The organism is Zobellella taiwanensis, assembly GCF_003012795.1.
Taxonomy (GTDB): domain Bacteria; phylum Pseudomonadota; class Gammaproteobacteria; order Enterobacterales; family Aeromonadaceae; genus Oceanimonas; species Oceanimonas taiwanensis.
In genome coordinates this window covers 95,511-112,595 of record NZ_PXYH01000003.1, presented here as the reverse complement: position 1 = coordinate 112,595, position 17,085 = coordinate 95,511, and the positions used below count along the sequence as shown (strand labels likewise).

The 17,085-nt window shown below is 62.5% G+C and carries 14 protein-coding genes, 2 tRNA genes and 1 pseudogene; 6 read left to right on the top strand and 11 right to left on the bottom strand.

The genetic code is table 11. From position 1 onward, the window contains the following. The first annotated feature begins 33 nt into the window (after positions 1-33). From C7I36_RS03075 to C7I36_RS03055, 5 genes are all read left to right on the top strand, one after another. Positions 34-1,215: an amino acid ABC transporter permease gene (locus C7I36_RS03075; protein ID WP_106452263.1), complete on the top strand. Its 1,182-nt coding sequence runs from the start codon at positions 34-36 to the stop codon at positions 1,213-1,215. Position 1,216: 1 nt separating this feature from the next. Next, positions 1,217-2,317: an amino acid ABC transporter permease gene (locus C7I36_RS03070; protein ID WP_106452262.1), complete on the top strand. Its 1,101-nt coding sequence runs from the start codon at positions 1,217-1,219 to the stop codon at positions 2,315-2,317. Between the two features lie 27 nt (positions 2,318-2,344). Further along, entirely contained in the window at positions 2,345-3,097 is a 753-nt protein-coding gene (locus C7I36_RS03065; protein WP_425445025.1) for an amino acid ABC transporter ATP-binding protein, read from the top strand. A gap of 244 nt (positions 3,098-3,341) precedes the next feature. After that, positions 3,342-4,283, top strand: coding sequence for a collagen-like domain-containing protein (locus tag C7I36_RS17385; protein ID WP_181256279.1), 942 nt, complete (start codon positions 3,342-3,344; stop codon positions 4,281-4,283). A gap of 21 nt (positions 4,284-4,304) precedes the next feature. Beyond that, a complete protein-coding gene (locus tag C7I36_RS03055; protein WP_106452261.1) occupies positions 4,305-4,610 on the top strand; it encodes a hypothetical protein in 306 nt (101 codons plus the stop codon). A gap of 126 nt (positions 4,611-4,736) precedes the next feature. Here the strand turns inward: C7I36_RS03055 and yiaY are convergent, their stop codons facing one another. Together yiaY and exaC are read right to left on the bottom strand one after the other, a co-directional pair. Next, positions 4,737-5,888: an L-threonine dehydrogenase gene (gene yiaY / locus C7I36_RS03050; protein ID WP_106452260.1), complete on the bottom strand. Its 1,152-nt coding sequence runs from the start codon at positions 5,886-5,888 to the stop codon at positions 4,737-4,739. 120 nt (positions 5,889-6,008) lie between these two features. Further along, positions 6,009-7,526: an acetaldehyde dehydrogenase ExaC gene (gene exaC / locus C7I36_RS03045; RefSeq protein ID WP_106452368.1), complete on the bottom strand. Its 1,518-nt coding sequence runs from the start codon at positions 7,524-7,526 to the stop codon at positions 6,009-6,011. A gap of 240 nt (positions 7,527-7,766) precedes the next feature. Between exaC and C7I36_RS03040 the strand changes: the two genes are divergently transcribed. After that, entirely contained in the window at positions 7,767-9,458 is a 1,692-nt protein-coding gene (locus C7I36_RS03040) for a sigma-54-dependent Fis family transcriptional regulator (protein WP_106452259.1), read from the top strand. Here the strand turns inward: C7I36_RS03040 and C7I36_RS17940 are convergent. The 9 genes and pseudogenes from C7I36_RS17940 to C7I36_RS03000 form a co-directional block, all read right to left on the bottom strand. Beyond that, positions 9,455-9,829, bottom strand: a complete 375-nt coding sequence (locus C7I36_RS17940) for a CZB domain-containing protein (protein WP_425445027.1) — start codon at positions 9,827-9,829, stop codon at positions 9,455-9,457. The two genes, C7I36_RS03040 and C7I36_RS17940, sit on opposite strands and share 4 nt — an antisense overlap. A 30-nt stretch (positions 9,830-9,859) precedes the next feature. Next, positions 9,860-10,168: pseudogene (locus C7I36_RS17935) on the bottom strand (methyl-accepting chemotaxis protein); the annotation flags it as partial. Between the two features lie 499 nt (positions 10,169-10,667). Then, positions 10,668-11,279, bottom strand: a complete 612-nt coding sequence (locus C7I36_RS03030) for a L,D-transpeptidase family protein (protein ID WP_245880018.1) — start codon at positions 11,277-11,279, stop codon at positions 10,668-10,670. 323 nt (positions 11,280-11,602) lie between these two features. Then, a tRNA-Leu gene (locus C7I36_RS03025) sits at positions 11,603-11,689 on the bottom strand. A 23-nt stretch (positions 11,690-11,712) separates the two neighbouring features. Then, positions 11,713-11,786 (bottom strand) — tRNA-Cys (locus tag C7I36_RS03020). Positions 11,787-11,895: 109 nt separating this feature from the next. Then, on the bottom strand, positions 11,896-12,450 hold the full coding sequence (gene pgsA / locus C7I36_RS03015; RefSeq protein ID WP_106452257.1) for a CDP-diacylglycerol--glycerol-3-phosphate 3-phosphatidyltransferase: 555 nt from the start codon (positions 12,448-12,450) through the stop codon (positions 11,896-11,898). A gap of 48 nt (positions 12,451-12,498) precedes the next feature. After that, entirely contained in the window at positions 12,499-14,328 is a 1,830-nt protein-coding gene (gene uvrC / locus C7I36_RS03010) for an excinuclease ABC subunit UvrC (protein ID WP_106452256.1), read from the bottom strand. Positions 14,329-14,334: 6 nt separating this feature from the next. Further along, on the bottom strand, positions 14,335-14,976 hold the full coding sequence (gene uvrY / locus C7I36_RS03005) for a UvrY/SirA/GacA family response regulator transcription factor (protein WP_106452255.1): 642 nt from the start codon (positions 14,974-14,976) through the stop codon (positions 14,335-14,337). 210 nt (positions 14,977-15,186) lie between these two features. Then, entirely contained in the window at positions 15,187-17,085 is a 1,899-nt protein-coding gene (locus C7I36_RS03000) for a SurA N-terminal domain-containing protein (RefSeq protein ID WP_106452254.1), read from the bottom strand.

Below are 17,085 nucleotides of genomic sequence, written 5' to 3'. Positions count from 1 at the left end.
CCCTTTTGCCGACTTATGCGAGGACAGAGGCCTATGCCTGCACCGGCGACAACTCCCCCCCAGGTCAAGTTCTGGCGGGATCCGGCCAAACGGGCCCTGCTGTTCCAGGTACTGCTGGTCACCGTGGTGGCCGGCATCATCTGGTACATCGTTGACAACACCCTGACCAACCTCAGTACCCGCGGCATCACCACCGGCTTTGGCTTTCTCGACGATCCGGCCGGCTTTGCCATCGCCCAGTCGCTTATCCCCTATGCGGAAACCGACACCTATGGCCGTACCTTTGTGGTGGGCCTGCTCAATACCCTGCTGGTGTCCTTTCTCGGTATTCTCGGGGCGACGATACTCGGCTTTATCATCGGCGTGGCCCGGCTTTCCCCCAACTGGCTGATCAGAAAGCTGGCTTCGGCCTATGTGGAGGTTTTCCGCAACCTGCCGCTGCTGCTGCAGATGTTTTTCTGGTACTTCGCGGTGCTGCGCACCCTGCCCGGCCCCCGGGACAGCCTGAACATCAACGACACCCTGTTTCTCAACGTGCGCGGCCTCTACCTGCCCGAACCGGTGCCCGGCGAGGGGTTCGGCCTGGTCTGGCTGGCCCTGGCCGCGGCCCTGACGCTGTCGGTCTGGCTGCTGCGCTTCAACCGCCGCCGCCAGGAAGCCACCGGCCGGCGACTGCCCGCCTGGTGGATATCCCTCGGCCTGGTGCTGATCCTGCCCGCCCTTGCCTTTATGCTGCAGGGTTCGCCCCTGAGCTGGAACTATCCCGAGCTGCGCGGCTTCAACTTCCGCGGCGGCATGACCATCATCCCCGAGTTCCTGGCGCTGTGGCTGTCGCTGACCATTTACACCGCCGCCTTTATCGCCGAAATCGTGCGCTCCGGCATCCAGGCCGTGTCCCACGGTCAGACCGAGGCGGCCCATGCCCTGGGCATCAAGGACAGCCTGACCCTGCGGCTGGTGATCATCCCCCAGGCGATGCGGGTAATCATACCGCCGCTGACCAGCCAGTATCTCAACCTGACCAAGAACTCGTCCCTGGCCACCGCCATCGGCTATCCGGACCTGGTCTCGGTGTTCGCCGGCACCACCCTCAACCAGACCGGCCAGGCGATTGAGGTCATCGCCATCACCATGCTGGTGTACCTGACCATCAGCCTGTCGGTCTCCCTGTTCATGAACTGGTTCAACAGCCGTATGGCGCTGGTGGAGAGATAAGATGTACAAGGACACCCTGACCCCGGAGCGTCCCGCTCCGTCATCCAGCACCGGGCTGGTGGGCTGGCTGCGCGCCAACCTGTTTTCCGGCCCGGTCAACAGCCTGGTGACCCTGGCCGGGCTCTACGGCCTGTATCTGCTGCTGGTGCCGATTATCGACTGGGCCTTTGTCCGCGCCGACTGGTTCGGCGCCAGCCGCGAGGCCTGCGTCAGCGGCGGCGCCTGCTGGGTATTCATCACCAACCGGCTGCAGCAGTTCACCTACGGTTTTTACCCCACCGCCGAGCTGTGGCGCATCAACCTCACCTTTGTGCTGTTCGTGGCCCAGTTGCTGTGGCTGGCCCTGCCCCGGCTGCCGGGCAAGATGTGGCTGGCGCCCTTTATGGTGCTGGGCTTTCCCTTTGTCGCCTATGTGCTGCTGTACGGCGGCTGGTTCGGCCTGACTGTGGTGCCCACCCATCAGTGGGGCGGCCTGACCCTGACCCTGATCCTCGCCGTGGTCGGCATTACCGCCGCCCTGCCCATCGGTACCCTGCTGGCCCTGGGCCGGCGCTCCCGGATGCCGATAGTGCGCAGCCTGTCGGTGGTGTTCATCGAGTTCTGGCGGGGGGTGCCGCTGATCACCGTGCTGTTTATGTCGTCGGTCATGCTGCCGCTGTTCGTGCCCCAGGAACTGACCCTCGACAAGCTGATCCGCGCCATGATCGGCATCATCTTCTTCCAGTCAGCCTACATGGCGGAGGTGGTGCGCGGCGGCCTGCAGGCCATCCCCAAGGGGCAGTACGAAGCCGCCGAGGCCCTTGGCCTGAACTACTGGAAAATGATGGTGCTGGTGGTGCTGCCCCAGGCCCTCAAGCTGATGATCCCCGGCATCGTCAACACCTTTATTGCCCTGTTCAAGGACACCAGCCTGGTGCTGATCATCGGCCTGTTCGACCTGCTCGCCATCGTCCAGGCGGGGCTGGCCGATCCCAACTGGCTGGGCTATTCCACCGAAGGTTATGTGTTCGCCGGCCTGGTGTTCTGGATTTTCTGCTACGGCATGTCCAAATACAGCCAATACCTGGAGCGCAAACTGCATACCGGCCACAAAAAGCGCTAGCCGTTAATCCGTATCTGGAGTTGATGAATGGAACCACACAACAATGAAGCCATGGTCACCCTCAAGGGGGTCAACAAGTGGTATGGCGACTTTCACGTTCTGCGCGACATCGACCTGACCGTGACCAAAGGCGAACGCATCGTCATCTGCGGCCCCTCGGGCTCGGGCAAGTCCACCCTGATCCGCTGCATCAACCGGCTGGAGGAACACCAGCAGGGCGACATCACAGTGCGCGGCACCCCCCTGACCAATGACGTGAAAAACATCGAAACCATCCGCCGGGAAGTCGGCATGGTGTTCCAGCACTTCAACCTGTTTCCCCATCTGACGGTGCTGGAAAACTGCACCCTGGCGCTGATCTGGGTACGCAAGATGCCCAAGCGCGAGGCGGAAGAGGTTGCCATGAAACTGCTGGCACGGGTCAAGATCCAGGATCAGGCAAAAAAATACCCGGGCCAGCTCTCCGGCGGCCAGCAGCAACGGGTGGCCATCGCCCGCAGCTTGTGCATGAACCCGGAAGTCATGCTGTTTGACGAACCCACCTCGGCGCTCGACCCCGAGATGATCAAGGAAGTGCTGGACGTGATGATCGAACTGGCGGAAGAAGGCATGACCATGATGTGCGTGACCCACGAAATGGGCTTTGCCCGCACCGTGGCGGACCGGGTGATCTTTATGGACGCGGGCCAGATTATCGAGGAAAACGATCCGGAGACCTTCTTCCACCACCCCCAGTCGGAACGCACCAAGCTGTTCCTCAGCCAGATACTGGGGCATTGAGCAAGGCAACAGCGTCGAAAGGAAAACCGGCCGTACAAGAATCCATTCCTGTTGGCCGGTTTAACCGAAAAAACCAAAAATAAGAGCCAATTGAAGCAATAAGCCGGTTATTAACACGCACCTCCCCTCTCTTTTAGTGATTTCGTCCTGCCACTTTTTATCCTTTGGTCAATACTGATCTTCAAGCATGGCCAGGCTCATGCGTTAACCACCAACAATTCCATGCATATTAAGGATGATAGTGATGGATAAGTACCATGGACGTGATCTGCCCCCGCGGGCAAGCCAGGCAGCCCTGCCTGCACAACGCTCAATGTTTGCCACCCGGCTCCCCTCCGCTTACGGTTTTGCTGCTACCGCCCTGCTGTCCGTGGCCTTGATGAGCCACAGCACACCGGTATTGGCCGACCATGACACCGAGCACATGGTAGCCAACCTGAAAGGCGGGCTTGGTGCCTTGGAACAAAGGGTTTGGGACTGCGAAAACGGCCGGAATGGCTGTCAGGGCATAGTGGGCGAGCAAGGACCCCAGGGCGAACAGGGGCCCCAGGGTGAACAGGGACCCCAGGGCGAGCAAGGGCCCCAGGGTGAACAGGGGCCCCAGGGCGAGCAAGGCCCCCAGGGCGAACAGGGACCCCAGGGTGAACAGGGGCCCCAGGGTGAACAGGGGCCCCAGGGCGAACAAGGACCCCAGGGTGAACAGGGACCCCAGGGTGAACAGGGGCCCCAGGGTGAACAGGGGTCCCAGGGCGAGCAAGGACCCCAGGGTGAGCAGGGGCCCCAGGGTGAACAGGGGCCCCAGGGTGAACAGGGGCCCCAGGGCGAACAGGGGCCCCAGGGTGAACAGGGACCCCAGGGCGAACAAGGACCCCAGGGCGAACAGGGGCCCCAGGGCGAACAGGGACCCCAGGGCGAACAGGGACCCCAGGGTGAAACCGGGCTGACCGCTTGGGAAATGGTGTCAAATACCTGCACAACGACAGCCGCTAATATCAGCTGTACTGCAACATGCAGTAATGAGGAGAAAAGAGTGCTGGGTGGCGGGGTTGAAAACAGCAACAGCGCCTGGCGGGTAGTGCAGGGCTACCCAGGGACGGCCAGCAGCTGGAGTGTCTCACTGACACGGCAAACCGGCGGTGGCGGGCTCACTGTTACTGTGTACGCCATCTGCGCCTATACCAACTAAGCCGGAGCAAGGAGACGGGTTATGACCAACTATAGACTTCTGGCCTGCGCTTGCACGGCCTTGCTGCTGGCCTCACCGGCCAGTGCCAACCACTGCGACAACGATATGATTGAAGTGCAGTGGTTACTGGACGGCAGTGGCAATCTCGAGCCCAATCGGGTCGACGCCGCCGAACAGCTGCTGGTGCGCGCCGCTCAGGCCTGCCTGCAGGAAAACGAGCAGATAATGAGTGCCGAGCCGGATTCTCCCCTGCTGGAGCCGGGCTATGTGACCCTGGGCCAATCCATGCTGATCAATGCCAGGGAGCTGCTGAGCGACCAGCACTGAGCAATAAACTGCCGCTGTTCTGCTCTACCTCGAAACAAAGCCGCCGGTATTGCCGGCGGCTTTTTATATTCACCCCAGAAGATTCAGTGGCCGCCTCCTTTCCACTGGCAAGAGGCAGACCTCACCTCAGTAGGCGGCGCGGAAGATGGCGACCACTTCCTCATGGCTGGGTTGTATCGGGTTGGTCAGGCCGCAGGCGTCCTTCATGGCGTTGCCAGCCAGCACCGGGAAGTCCTCCTCCTTCACCCCGAGGCCGGCCAGGCCGGCGGGAATGCCCACCTGCTCCGCCAGGGCCACTATGGCCTGGATGGCGCGGTCGGCACCTTCCTCATCGGTCAGGTAATCCACGTCCTGGCCCAGGGCGGCGGCGATGTCCTTCAGCCGGGCGCCGGCGGCGCGGCTGTTGAAACGCTGCACATGGGGCAGCAGTATGGCGTTGCAGACCCCGTGGGGCAGGTCGTAGAAACCGCCCAGCTGGTGCGCCATGGCGTGCACATAGCCCAGCGAAGCATTGTTGAAGGCCATGCCCGCCAGCAGCTGGGCGTAGGCCATCTGGTTGCGGGCCGCCATGTCGCTGCCGTCCGCCACCGCCCGGGCCAGGTTTTGGCTGATCAGGGTCACCGCCTTCAGCGCGCAGGCGTCGGTGATGGGGTTGGCGGCGGTGGACACATAGGCCTCCACCGCATGGGTGAGGGCGTCCATGCCGGTGGCCGCGGTCAGCGACTTGGGCATCTTCTTCATCAGTTCGGGATCGTTGACCGACATGACGGGGGTGACGTGCTTGTCGACGATGGCCATCTTGATGTGGGTGTGCTCGTCGGTAATGATGCAGAAGCGGGTGATTTCCGAGGCGGTGCCGGCGGTGGTGTTGATGGCCACCAGCGGCAGTTGCGGCTTGGCGGACTTGTCCACCCCTTCGTAGTCGCGGATGTCGCCGCCATTGCTGGCCACCAGGGCGATGGCCTTGGCGCAGTCGTGGGGCGAGCCGCCGCCGAGGGAGATCACCGAGTCGCAGCCTTTCTGCCGCAGCAGTTCGAGCCCCGCCTCCACGTTGCCGGTGGTGGGGTTGGCCTGTACCTGGTCGAAGACGCTGGCCTGGATATCCTGGGCCGCCAGGGCCTGCTGCAGCTGGCCGGCATAGCCCAGTTCCACCAGGGGCTTGTCGGTGACGATCAGGGCGTGGCGGAATCCGGACTGGCTCAGTTTGGTGACCGCCTGTTCCACCGCGCCGGCGCCGATCAGGTTGACGGAGGGCATATAGAAAGTTGCTGTAGTCATGATGCTTCCCTATGAGTTATTCCAGGTTGAGTGTGTGGCCGCCTCTCCCCTGCGACCGGATAAAAACCGTGCTCTTGAAATGGGTCCGGCACCGCCGACCGACGGCGCCGGCATTTGTTATCAGAAGAAACCGAGCGGGTTGCTGTCGTAGCTCACCAGCAGGTTCTTGGTCAGCTGGTAGTGATCCAGCATCATCTTGTGGGTTTCCCGGCCGATGCCGGACTTCTTGTAACCGCCGAAGGCGGCGTGGGCCGGATAGGCGTGGTAGCAGTTCATCCAGATCCGCCCGGCCTGGATGCCCCGGGCCATGCGGTAGGCGCGGTTCACGTCCCGGGTCCAGACGCCGGCGCCCAGGCCGAACTCGGTGTCGTTGGCGATGGCCAGGGCCTCGGCCTCGTCCTTGAAGCGGGTCACCCCCACCGCCGGACCGAAGATCTCTTCCTGGAACACCCGCATCTTGTTGTCGCCCTGGAAGATGGTGGGCTGGATATAGAAGCCGTTTTCCAGGCCGCTGATGCGGTTGGCCTGGCCGCCGAGCAGCATCTGGGCGCCTTCGTCCCGGCCGATCTGCATGTAGCTCAGGATTTTTTCGAACTGTTCCTGGGACGCCTGGGCGCCGACCTGGGTCTCGGTATCCAGGGGGTTGCCCTGCTTGATCTGGCGACCGCGCACCAGCACCCGCTCCATAAAGTCGTCGAAGATGCTGTCCTGCACCAGGGCCCGGGACGGGCAGGTGCAGACCTCGCCCTGGTTGAAGAAGGTGAGCAGCATGCCCTCGATGCACTTGTCGACGAACTCCGGCTCGTAGCGCATCACGTCTTCGAAGAAGATGTTGGGGGACTTGCCGCCCAGCTCCACGGTGGAGGGGATCAGCCGCTCGGCCGCCGCCTTGAGAATATGCAGGCCGACCGGGGTGGAGCCGGTAAAGGCCAGCTTGCTGATGCCCGGATGGCGCAGTATGGCCTCGCCCGCCTCGGGACCCAGGCCATTGACCACGTTGATCACGCCGGGGGGCAGCAGGTCGCCAATCAGCTCCATCATCACCAGGATGGAGGCCGGGGTCTGCTCGGCGGGCTTCAACACGGTGCAGCAGCCCGAGGCCAGCACCGGCGCCAGTTTCCAGGCCGCCATCAACAACGGGAAGTTCCAGGGGATGATCTGCCCCACCACGCCCACCGGCTCGCGGAAATGGTAGCTGGCGGTATTGGCATCCAGCTCGGCGGCGGTGCCTTCCTGGGCGCGGATGGCACCGGCGAAGTAGCGGAAGTGATCCACCACCAGCGGGATGTCGGCGGCCAGGGTCTCGCGCACCGCCTTGCCGTTGTCCCAGGTTTCCGCCACCGCCAGCCGCTCGCGGTTCTGCTCGATACGATCGGCGATGCGCAGCATGATGTTGGCCCGCTCCGCCACGGCGGTCTTGCTCCAGGTCGCGAAGGCCTGCTGGGCCGCCTGCACCGCCAGATCGATATCCTCGGCATCGGAGCGGGGCACTTCGCAGAACACGGCGCCGTTCACCGGCGAGACGTTTTCCATGTAACGACCGTTGACCGGCGCCTTCCACTCGCCACCGATAAAGTTCTGATAGCGGGATTTGAAATGGACGATGGCACCGGCCTGGCCGGGTTGTTGATAAATCATCATGGCTCTCCTTGCAGCGAATGTTCCGGTTGACGTTGACGCCAGCCGGCGTTGGCAACAGAATGAAGTGCAAAGTCGGTGCCAGTTGCCGCAGAGCACACAGAAAAGGTTAAAAAGTCGTTACAACAACATCCCCGAAGGCTAGGCTAGGATAACGAGCTCCCGATGGGCGGGGCCGCCTGTCCGTTAACCGGACAGGTTGTTCAGTACAGGTGTTCAGTTTCTTAACAGGCAGGGATCATGACCATCAGCACACTGCTTATTCAGCCTCAGGATCCGGTATTACTTGAACGTTCATGGCAGCGTTGCCACGATTACGGACTGCGGCGGGACCAGCGCTCGGATCCCGGCTGCCTGGCCGACACCGAATTGCAGCAACGCCGGCAACAACACCAGGCATTGCTGCACAGCCTGCGCCACAGCCTGCCGTTGTTCGAGCAATTGCAGCAGGGGCGCCACTGCCGGCTGATCTTCGCCGACGCCGAGGGCACCATCCTCTTTACCGCCGGCGATCCCCACTTTGGTGATCGGGCGCAGAAGCTGGCCCTGGCCAGCGGCGCCAGCTGGCATGAGCAGAGCATGGGCACCAACGCCATCGGCACCGCCCTGAGTGAACGCCGGGAAGTCTGCGTGCTTGGCGGCCAGCATTACCTTGCCGCCAACCGGGACATCAGTTGCAGCGCCAGCCCGGTATTCGGCCCCGACGGCCAGCTGCTCGGCGTCATCGACATTTCCAGCGAAGCCGGCGGGCACAACACCGACATGCTGCTCACCGCCCGGCTGATGGCCCTGTCGGTGGAGAATGCCCTGGTGATGAACCACAGCGACGGCCACTGGCTGCTGAGCCTGGCCCCGGACGCGGGCAGCCTGCAACAACCCTGGACGGGGCTTATCGCGCTGGGGGAAGACGGCGAGCTGCTGGCCGCCAACCGCAGCGCCCGCCACTGGCTGGGCGAGCTGGATTTGCCGGCCATGGTGCGGCGCCTGCGCCAGGGTGAACTGACTCCCCTGGGCTCGGGGCTGGCCCTGCTGAGTCGCCGACCGGGACGACAAGCCGCTCCCCGACGCGCACCCGGCCTGGATGACACCGCCCTCAAATTGCTGAACCGCAATATTCCCCTGCTGATCCAGGGGGAAACGGGCACCGGCAAGGATCACCTGGTGCGCCGCCTGCACCGACAGAGCGGCCGGGTCCAGGGTCCGCTGGTGGCGGTAAACTGCGGTGCCCTGCCCGCCGAGCTGCTCGAAGCCGAGCTGTTCGGCTACCTGCCCGGCGCCTTTACCGGCGGCAGCCGTCAGGGCCGCCCCGGCTATATCCGCGCCGCCCAGGGCGGCATCCTGTTCCTGGACGAGATCGGCGAACTGCCGCTGGCGGCCCAGACCCGTCTGCTGCGGGTATTGCAGGAAAAAACCGTGACGCCCCTTGGCAGCCACCGGCCGGAAGCGGTGGATTTTGCCCTGGTAGCCGCCAGCCACCGGGATCTGGCGGCCATGGTGGCGGCAGGCGAGTTTCGCCAGGATTTGTTTTTCCGGCTCAATGGCTACCGGCTGATCCTGCCGCCCCTGCGGGACTATCCGCGGGCGGAACTGGTCCGCCTGCTGCAAGACTTGCTGGGGGAAGAGGCCGATGAGCGCCTGTCATCCGAGGCGCAGGAGCAACTGCTGGCCTATGATTGGCCGGGTAATGTACGCCAGCTCAAGCAGGTGCTGGAGGTGGCCGACGTACTGGCGGACGGTGGACCTATTGGTCCCGAACACCTGCCGGATCTGCCCCGTTTCCGGGACGAACCGCCGTCCGGGGCCGATCTGAAGTCCGCCGCCGACCGCCAGATCCGCGAGGTGCTGGCCGCCTGCGGCGGCAACGTGAGCGAGGCGGCGCGCCGGCTGGGCATCAGCCGGACCACCCTCTACGCCCGCCTGCGCCAGGGCTAGCGGGTCACTTCATATTCCAGGGCCGCCAGCACCCGGGTCACTTCCAGGCTGGCCGCTTCCATCGCCCGCAGGCTTTCCAGCCCCTGTTGATGCTGGCCGGCGGCAAAGGCCTGCAGCGCCCGCGCGCCCTCGCCATGTACCCGTTTGTGGCAGGCCTCCAAGTTGCGGAAGGTTGTGAGGTGACTGTAAAGCTGGGCACCCCGCCCCTGGTAATACCATTTGCCGAGCCGGCATTCGGTGTGGCTGCTGACCGGCTGCTCGAATCGCTGCTGTTCTATGCGCTGGTACACATCGGTTTTCCATACCGCATGATCCAGCTTTACCGCCTCCAGGAAGGAAACGGCGGCATTACGCTGGATCACCTGGCGCATTTCCTGAGCGTGGTTGACCACCTCCCGGGTGACTTCATCGATTTGCTGGGCGGAAGCGGCGATTTCGTCGGTACTTTCCACCGACTGGCTGACCATGACGTTAATGGCCTTGCTCTGCTCCAGCACCTGCTGCACCAGGACGTTGATTTTGCCGCTCGCCTCATGGGCCTTGCCCGCCAGGGTGCGCACCTCGTCCGCCACCACCGCGAAGCCCCGCCCCTGCTCGCCGGCCCGGGCCGCCTCTATGGCCGCATTAAGCGCCAACAGGTTGGTCTGCTCGGAAATCTCCTGGATCACCGACACAAAATTACTGATTTTGCCGGCGGTGTCGGTCAGCACGGCGGCACTTTGGGCGCTGCGCCCCACCTCGCTGTTGATCGTGGTAGAACGCTGCTTGAGCACGTCCGTAGCCTGGTAGGTGTGGGCAAACACACTTTCCATTTCGGTCAGTTTCTCCCGCTCCTCCAGCAGCGCCTCGGCATTGGACACCATGCCCTCGCGGATGGCGGACAGCATGTCCGAGCCCTGCAGCACTACCTGCACCAGGTTGTGGGACTGATCCGTACGGGCCCGCAAGACCTCCAGTTCCTGCTTCATTTCCGCCAGCTGGCTTTCCTTGGCCGCCAGCCGGGTTTCGTAATCGGCGATCCGAGCCGCCAGTTGTTGTTCCAGCTCCTGAACCCGCTTTTTGATTTTGGTACCGAACATGCTCCCCCCTGATACTGCTGTAATGCCTCCATTAAGCACCACTTAAGTAGTAACCACAATATGGAAAACCCGGCAAAGCCGGGTTTTTAGCAGTTCTGTGAAGCGGGAAGCCGTTGTCGGCCAGGGGCGTTCAGATATCACCTTCCCTGGGATACTTGGCGAACTCCCGGGAAATATCGGCATACAGCTCGACCGCCCACAAGGGCAGATGGGCGGCAAAGCCATCCAGCGGCCGGACCCGGGGATCATGGGGCGCGATCACCACGGAAACCCGTTCGGTGCCTATGGTGTTGACCAGCACGAACAACTCCTCGATGGCGATATCGCCGATAGCCAGGCAACCGGTGGACTCGGCCTTGCCGTGGATATAAATATCGCCACCCGGGTTATGCCGGCCCTCCTTGCGGGCCCGCATCAGATCATAGCTGTTGGGGTAATCGAGGCGCATCGACAGGTGAAACTGGCTGTTGGGATTGAGGTGGGTGATGCGGTAGATCCCCTCGGGCACCTGTTTATCCCCCTCCCGCAGCTTGGGGCCGGGTCCGCCGCTGGCCTTGCGAATCGGATAGCTGCGGATAAATCTGAACTCCCCCTCGTTGCGGGCCCACAGCTCCAGTGCCTTTTCCTCCTTGGTGGCCAGCAGCACGATATCACGCGGCGGATAGGTCACCTCGGCCCGCATAAAATAGGGCTTCATCCGTATCTCGGCCAGGGGGCCGTAGGCAGAAAGCACATTATCCATGGTGCCGTGGTAGGGGTTGGCCGAAAGCGAGGGGGCCGCGGCCAAAAGAGTAAAAAACAGGGCTGTGACAGAAAATCCGTTTAAAAGGCGCATAACGTTAAATAATGAGAGCGGGAACCGATAGGGAAATAATAGCCCGGGGCGGTTGCGGAAGGAATCGGCACCGGTAAATAAATACGGACGCAAGGCAACGCCCGATACCATGACCGGATCGGCCAGACTGCGCCGATATGGTTAGCGACAACAACCGGTGGACATATTCACCGGTTATTCCCCACCACAAAACCCGTTAGTGACTGTTTACCGCTGAAGCTTGTGTCATATGGTGCCCGGAGCCGGACTTGAACCGGCACGCTGTTACCAGCGAGGGATTTTAAATCCCTTGTGTCTACCGATTTCACCATCCGGGCAGTAGACGAACTCGAGGAGAAGATGGAGGCGCGTAGCGGAGTCGAACCGCTCTAAACGGATTTGCAATCCGCTGCATAACCGCTTTGCTAACGCGCCGAAAGAGGTGTTTCAGATGCAGTGCATTCTAACGGCCAAGGCCGGTCAGTCAACTGTAATCTGTGGTTCCGGGTCCGTTCGAACATTTTTTGTCCGGCCCCGCTACGGCTCAGGACGGCGTTGCCCGGGTCAGGTCGCCCCAGGCGGCACGCAGGTAATCGTAGGCCGAAAACAGGGTCAGGCCGGTGGCCACATAGAGCAACAGATAGCTGCCCCAGATCATATAGATGCTGTGCTGCCAGATAAGGCCGATCAGGGCCAGCATCTGGATGGTGGTCTTCCACTTGCCAATCCAGCTCACCGCCACCCGGGAGCGCTGGCCGATTTCCGCCATCCATTCGCGCAGGGCGGAAATGATGATTTCCCGTCCAATCATAAACATGGCCGGAATGGTCACCAGGGGGCTGCTGTAATCCTCCACGATCAACACCAGGGCGGCGGCGACCATCACCTTGTCGGCCACGGGATCGAGGAAGGCGCCAAAGGGGGTGCTCTGCTCCAGCTGGCGGGCCAGGAAGCCGTCGAACCAGTCGGTCACCGCCGCCAGGGTAAACACCGCCGCCGCCCAGAAATAGGCCCAGTCAAACGGCAGATAGAACAGCACTATAAATACCGGGATCAGCAGCAGTCGAAAAAAAGTCAGGGAATTAGGGACGTTTATCATTGTTATTCAAGCCGTGGAGTGACGCTGTTACATGGTGCATGATGCGCTTCAGTGATGCAACGCATCATGTATCTTTTCTGCCAGTGCCTGGCTGATGCCCGGTACCTTGGCCAGCTCGTCCACGCTGGCCCGTTTGACTTCCTGCAAACCGCCCAGGTATTTGAGCAGCGCCTGCCGGCGCTTGGCGCCGACCCCGGGAATGGTTTCCAGGCTGCTGGTGGTGCGCGCCTTGCCCCGCTGGGCGCGGTGGCCGGTGATAGCGAAGCGGTGGGACTCGTCCCGGATATGCTGGATAAGATGCAGCGCCGGCAGATCGGCGGGCAGGTGCCGCTCTTCGTGGCTGCCGCCCATCACGAGCGTTTCCAGTCCCGGCTTGCGGGTCACCCCTTTAGCCACGCCCACCAACAGGGGCTGTTTCGGGCTGTCGGCCAGCAGCCGTGCCAGTACGTCCTCGGCCCGGCTCAGTTGGCCCAGACCGCCATCGATAAAGAGCACGTCTGGCAGCTTGTCCGGCTCGGCCTGCTGAAACCGCCGCTCCAGCGCCTGGCCCATGGCGGCGTAGTCATCACCGGGGGTGATGCCGGCGATATTGAATCGGCGATACTCGCTTTTCAATGGCCCCTCCTGGCCGAACACCACGCAGGAGGCCACCGTTTTTTCACCCATGGTGTGGGAAATGTCAAAACACTCCAGGCGGGTGATATCGGCCAGCTCCAGGATCTCTTCCAACTGCCTGAGCCGCTGGCGCTGGGTGCTCTTGTGGGCCAGGCGGCTGGCGAGCGCGGTGTGGGCATTGGTTTGCGCCAGCCGGACAAAGCGCGCCCGCTCGGTGCGCAGACGGCTGCGTAGCCGGATGCGGCGGCCGAAGTGCTGGCTCAGAGTATCGCTCAGCAGGGGTTCGTCGGGCAGGGTGCGGTCAAGCAGGATCTCGGCGGGGGCTTCCCGGCCATTGATGCCGGAAAGATAAAACTGCAGCAGGAAGCTTTGCAGTATTTCTTCCGCCTCCGTGTCGGCCGGCATGGTGGGAAAATAACTGCGCCCGCCGAGCACCTTGCCCTGACGGATGAAAAGTACCTGCACGCAGGCCTGGCTGCGCTCCACCGCCAGGCCGATCACGTCCAGGTCGTCCAGGATGTTGCCGCTAACGAACTGCTGTTCCTGCACCCGGCGAAGGGCCTGCAGTTGATCCCGGAAGCGGGCCGCATCCTCGAAACGCAGCTCCCGGCTGGCCTGCTCCATGCTGTCGGCCAGATCGGTCAGTACCTGCTGGTTCTTGCCCTGCAGGAACAACCGTGCCAGTTGCAGCTGATGGGCATACTCCTCGTCGCTGACCAGGCCGGGCACACAGGGGCCGGCGCAGCGCTTGAGCTGATACTGCAGGCAGGGCCGGCTGCGATTGGCATAGACACTGTCTTCGCACTGGCGCACCGGGAACAGTTTCTGCATCAGGTGCAGGCTCTCGCGCACCGCATTGCCATTGGGATAGGGACCGAAATACTCCCCCCGTTTCTTGCGCGGTCCCCGGTGGATGCCAAGGCGCGGGTGACGGTGTTCGGTAATGAGGATATAGGGGTAGGATTTGTCGTCCCGCAGCAGCACGTTGTAGCGGGGCAGGTGCTGCTTGATCAGATTGTGTTCAAGGATCAGCGCTTCGGTCTCGGTGTGCGTCACCGTCACCTGCACGTCGGCAATCTGGCGCACCAGGGTCCGGGTTTTTTCGCTGCTGACGCTGGCCCTGAAATAGGAGGACAGCCGCTTGCGCAGATTCTTGGCCTTTCCCACATAAAGGATGGTGCCGGTGTCGTCGAACATCAGGTAGACACCGGGCTGCTCGGTCACCGCGCGCAGAAAGGCTTTGGCATCGAAGGCCTGGCTCATGACCCCTTAAATCTTCTCCGCGTCCAGCATGCCGTAGCGGATGGCCAGGTGGGTCAGCTCCACGTCGCCGTTGATATTGAGCTTGCTGAACAGGCGATAACGGTAGCTGTTGACCGTTTTCGGGCTCAGGTTAAGCTGCTCTGAAATATCGGTGACCCGCTGCCCCTTGGTGATCATCAGCATGATTTGCAGCTCCCGCTCGGACAACTGCTTGAAGGGGTTTTCATCGTTGGAAAACTGGCTCAGCGCCATGCGCTGGGCAATTTCCGGCGAAAGGTAGCGCTGGCCGCTATTGACCAGGCGGATGGCGTTGATCATCTCTTCCGGCCCTGCGCCCTTGGTCAGGTAACCGGCGGCGCCCGCCTGCATCACCTTGGTGGGAAAGGGGTTTTCGGTATGGATGGTCAATACGATAATTTTGGCGTCCGGGTTGAAACGCAAAATCTTGCGGGTGGCCTCCAGGCCGCCTATGCCCGGCATGTTCATGTCCATCAGGACAACATCGGGGTGATGTTCACGGCACCATTGCACGGCCTCTTCGCCGCTCTTGGCCTCCCCCACCACCTTCATTCCCTTGACGTCTTCTAGAATGCGTCGGATCCCTGTGCGCACTAACTCATGGTCATCAACCAGGAATACGTTAATCAAAGTTGTTCTCCGACTGCTGCAGCCTGCTTAGCATATAACACTTTGCCCAAGGTTGGCATCATAGCGGAAGATGCAGGCCGATAAAACCGCGGGCCAATCGGGCACATTTTAGTATCAAATAAGAAACAGCTTGGCAACAGGGAGGCAGGGCCAAGCCGGGGAGATCTTTCAAAAATGGGAGCGGGCGCCAGGGCGCCCGCTCGGAGGGTATCAGAAGAAACTGTCGCCCTGGTTTTCCAGGTTACGGTATTCGATCTTGGCTGCCGCCCTGAGGGCACCGATCAGGCTCTGATATTCCCGTTGGCCCTGCATGCCGCTCTGGCCCTGACGGATTTGCGCCAGCAGCTCGGAAGCCTGCTCGGGAGTGCTGACGGCAATCAGCCGCAGCACCGCCAGATCACCGTTGGCAAGGCTCACGGTTTTCAGGCTGGGCGCCTGTTGCGGCGCCGGCATGGCAAACAGGGCGTCGAGGATGGCCGGCTCTTGCTCACTCTCGCGGGTGACGCCGTCGAGCTCGCTCAACGTCATGCCGTGCTGATCCAGCCAGGCATCCTGCTCCCCCCGGCTCCAGGCCTGCTGCAGCTCGGCGGCGGCCTGGCGGGCCAGCTCGGCGGCCTTGTCCTGCAGGGCCCATTGCCGGGCCAGCTCGGCCACCTCGTCCAGTTCACGCACCGCCGCCGGGCGGTACTCGGCGACATGGATGACCACGGCCCTGTTGCTGCCCAGCTCAATCAGATCCGAGTTGACCCTCTGCTCCCGCAGCCGCTCGGAAAAGGCCTCGCTCAGAATGCGGGGATCGTTGATGTCTGCGGGCAGTTCGCCGGCCGCCACAAAATCGGTGCTGCGCACCTCCAGCCCCAGTTCCCGGGCTGCCATGTCGAGGGAGTCGGGAAACTCGAACGCCAGCTCTGCCAGCCGCTGTTCCTGGGCATAGAAGGCGTTGGCTGCCTGTTCGTCGGCCAGGCGCTGGGCGATGACATCGCGAACCTCGGCAAGGGGCTTGACCCGGGCCGGGCGCAACTCAAGCAGGGTGATGAGATGCAGGCCAAACTCGCTTTCCACCACCTCGGACACCTCACCCACCTGCTGCAGGGCAAAAGCCGCAGAGTCGAACGCCGGATCCATGGTACCGGCTTGCATCCACTCGAGTTCACCGCCGTTGCGGCCGGAAAACACGTCGTCGGACTCGGTTTTGGCCAGCTCGGCAAAATCCTCGCCGTTCGCCAGACGCTCGGCCAGGGCGGCGATCCGCTCAGGGGCCCCCTCGCCCTTGTTGACCATGATATGGGCCACCTTGCGGCTTTCGGGCTGGCCATAGGTCGCCTGGTTGGCCAGGTAGTAATCCTCGATGGCCTGGGGCTCCACCTCGGCGGCCGAGCCGGTGCCGCCATCCAGCAGCAGATAGTTGAGGCGAACCTGCTCGGGCCGCTGGAAGCGCTCCGGATGCTGGCGGTAATAGTCCTCGACCTCCTGCTCGCTGACGTCGGCCTGTGCGGCGAAAGTCGCCAAAGGCAGGGTAACATGCTGGGCATGCCGCTGCTGGCGGCTCAGCCGATCGAGCAGGCCGGCCTCATTGTTCAGGCTGAAGCTAGAGCCTATCAGCGCTTCCAGCAACAGCTGACGGTTAAGATCCTGGCGCACGCTGTCGCGCAGTTGTTCGGGGCTAAGCCCGCTGCGGGCCAGCAACTGCAAATAACGATCATTGTTGAAACGGCCGTCCTGCTGGAATTCGGGCATGGCGCGGATGGCGTTGCGCACCTGGTCATCGCTGACCCTGAGTTCCAGCTGGGCCACTTTTTGGTCGATCAGCCGCTGCTCCACCATCTGTTCCAGCACGGAGCGGCGGATTTGCTGCACATAGGCCGGATCGCCCAGCAACTGACTGAACTGGGCACCCAGCTGGCTTTCAAGCCGGGCGCGCTCGTTGCGGTAGGCATTTTCCAGCGCCTGGGCGCTGATTTCGTCGCCATTGACCACGGCCGCCACTTCCTGCACCGGGCGGGTGACATAGCTGCCAACCCCGGCCAGGGCAAAGGAAAGGATGATCAGGACCAGTATCACCTTGGAGACGGTACTCTGGGCTCCCGCCCTCAACTTGTCAAAAAACAT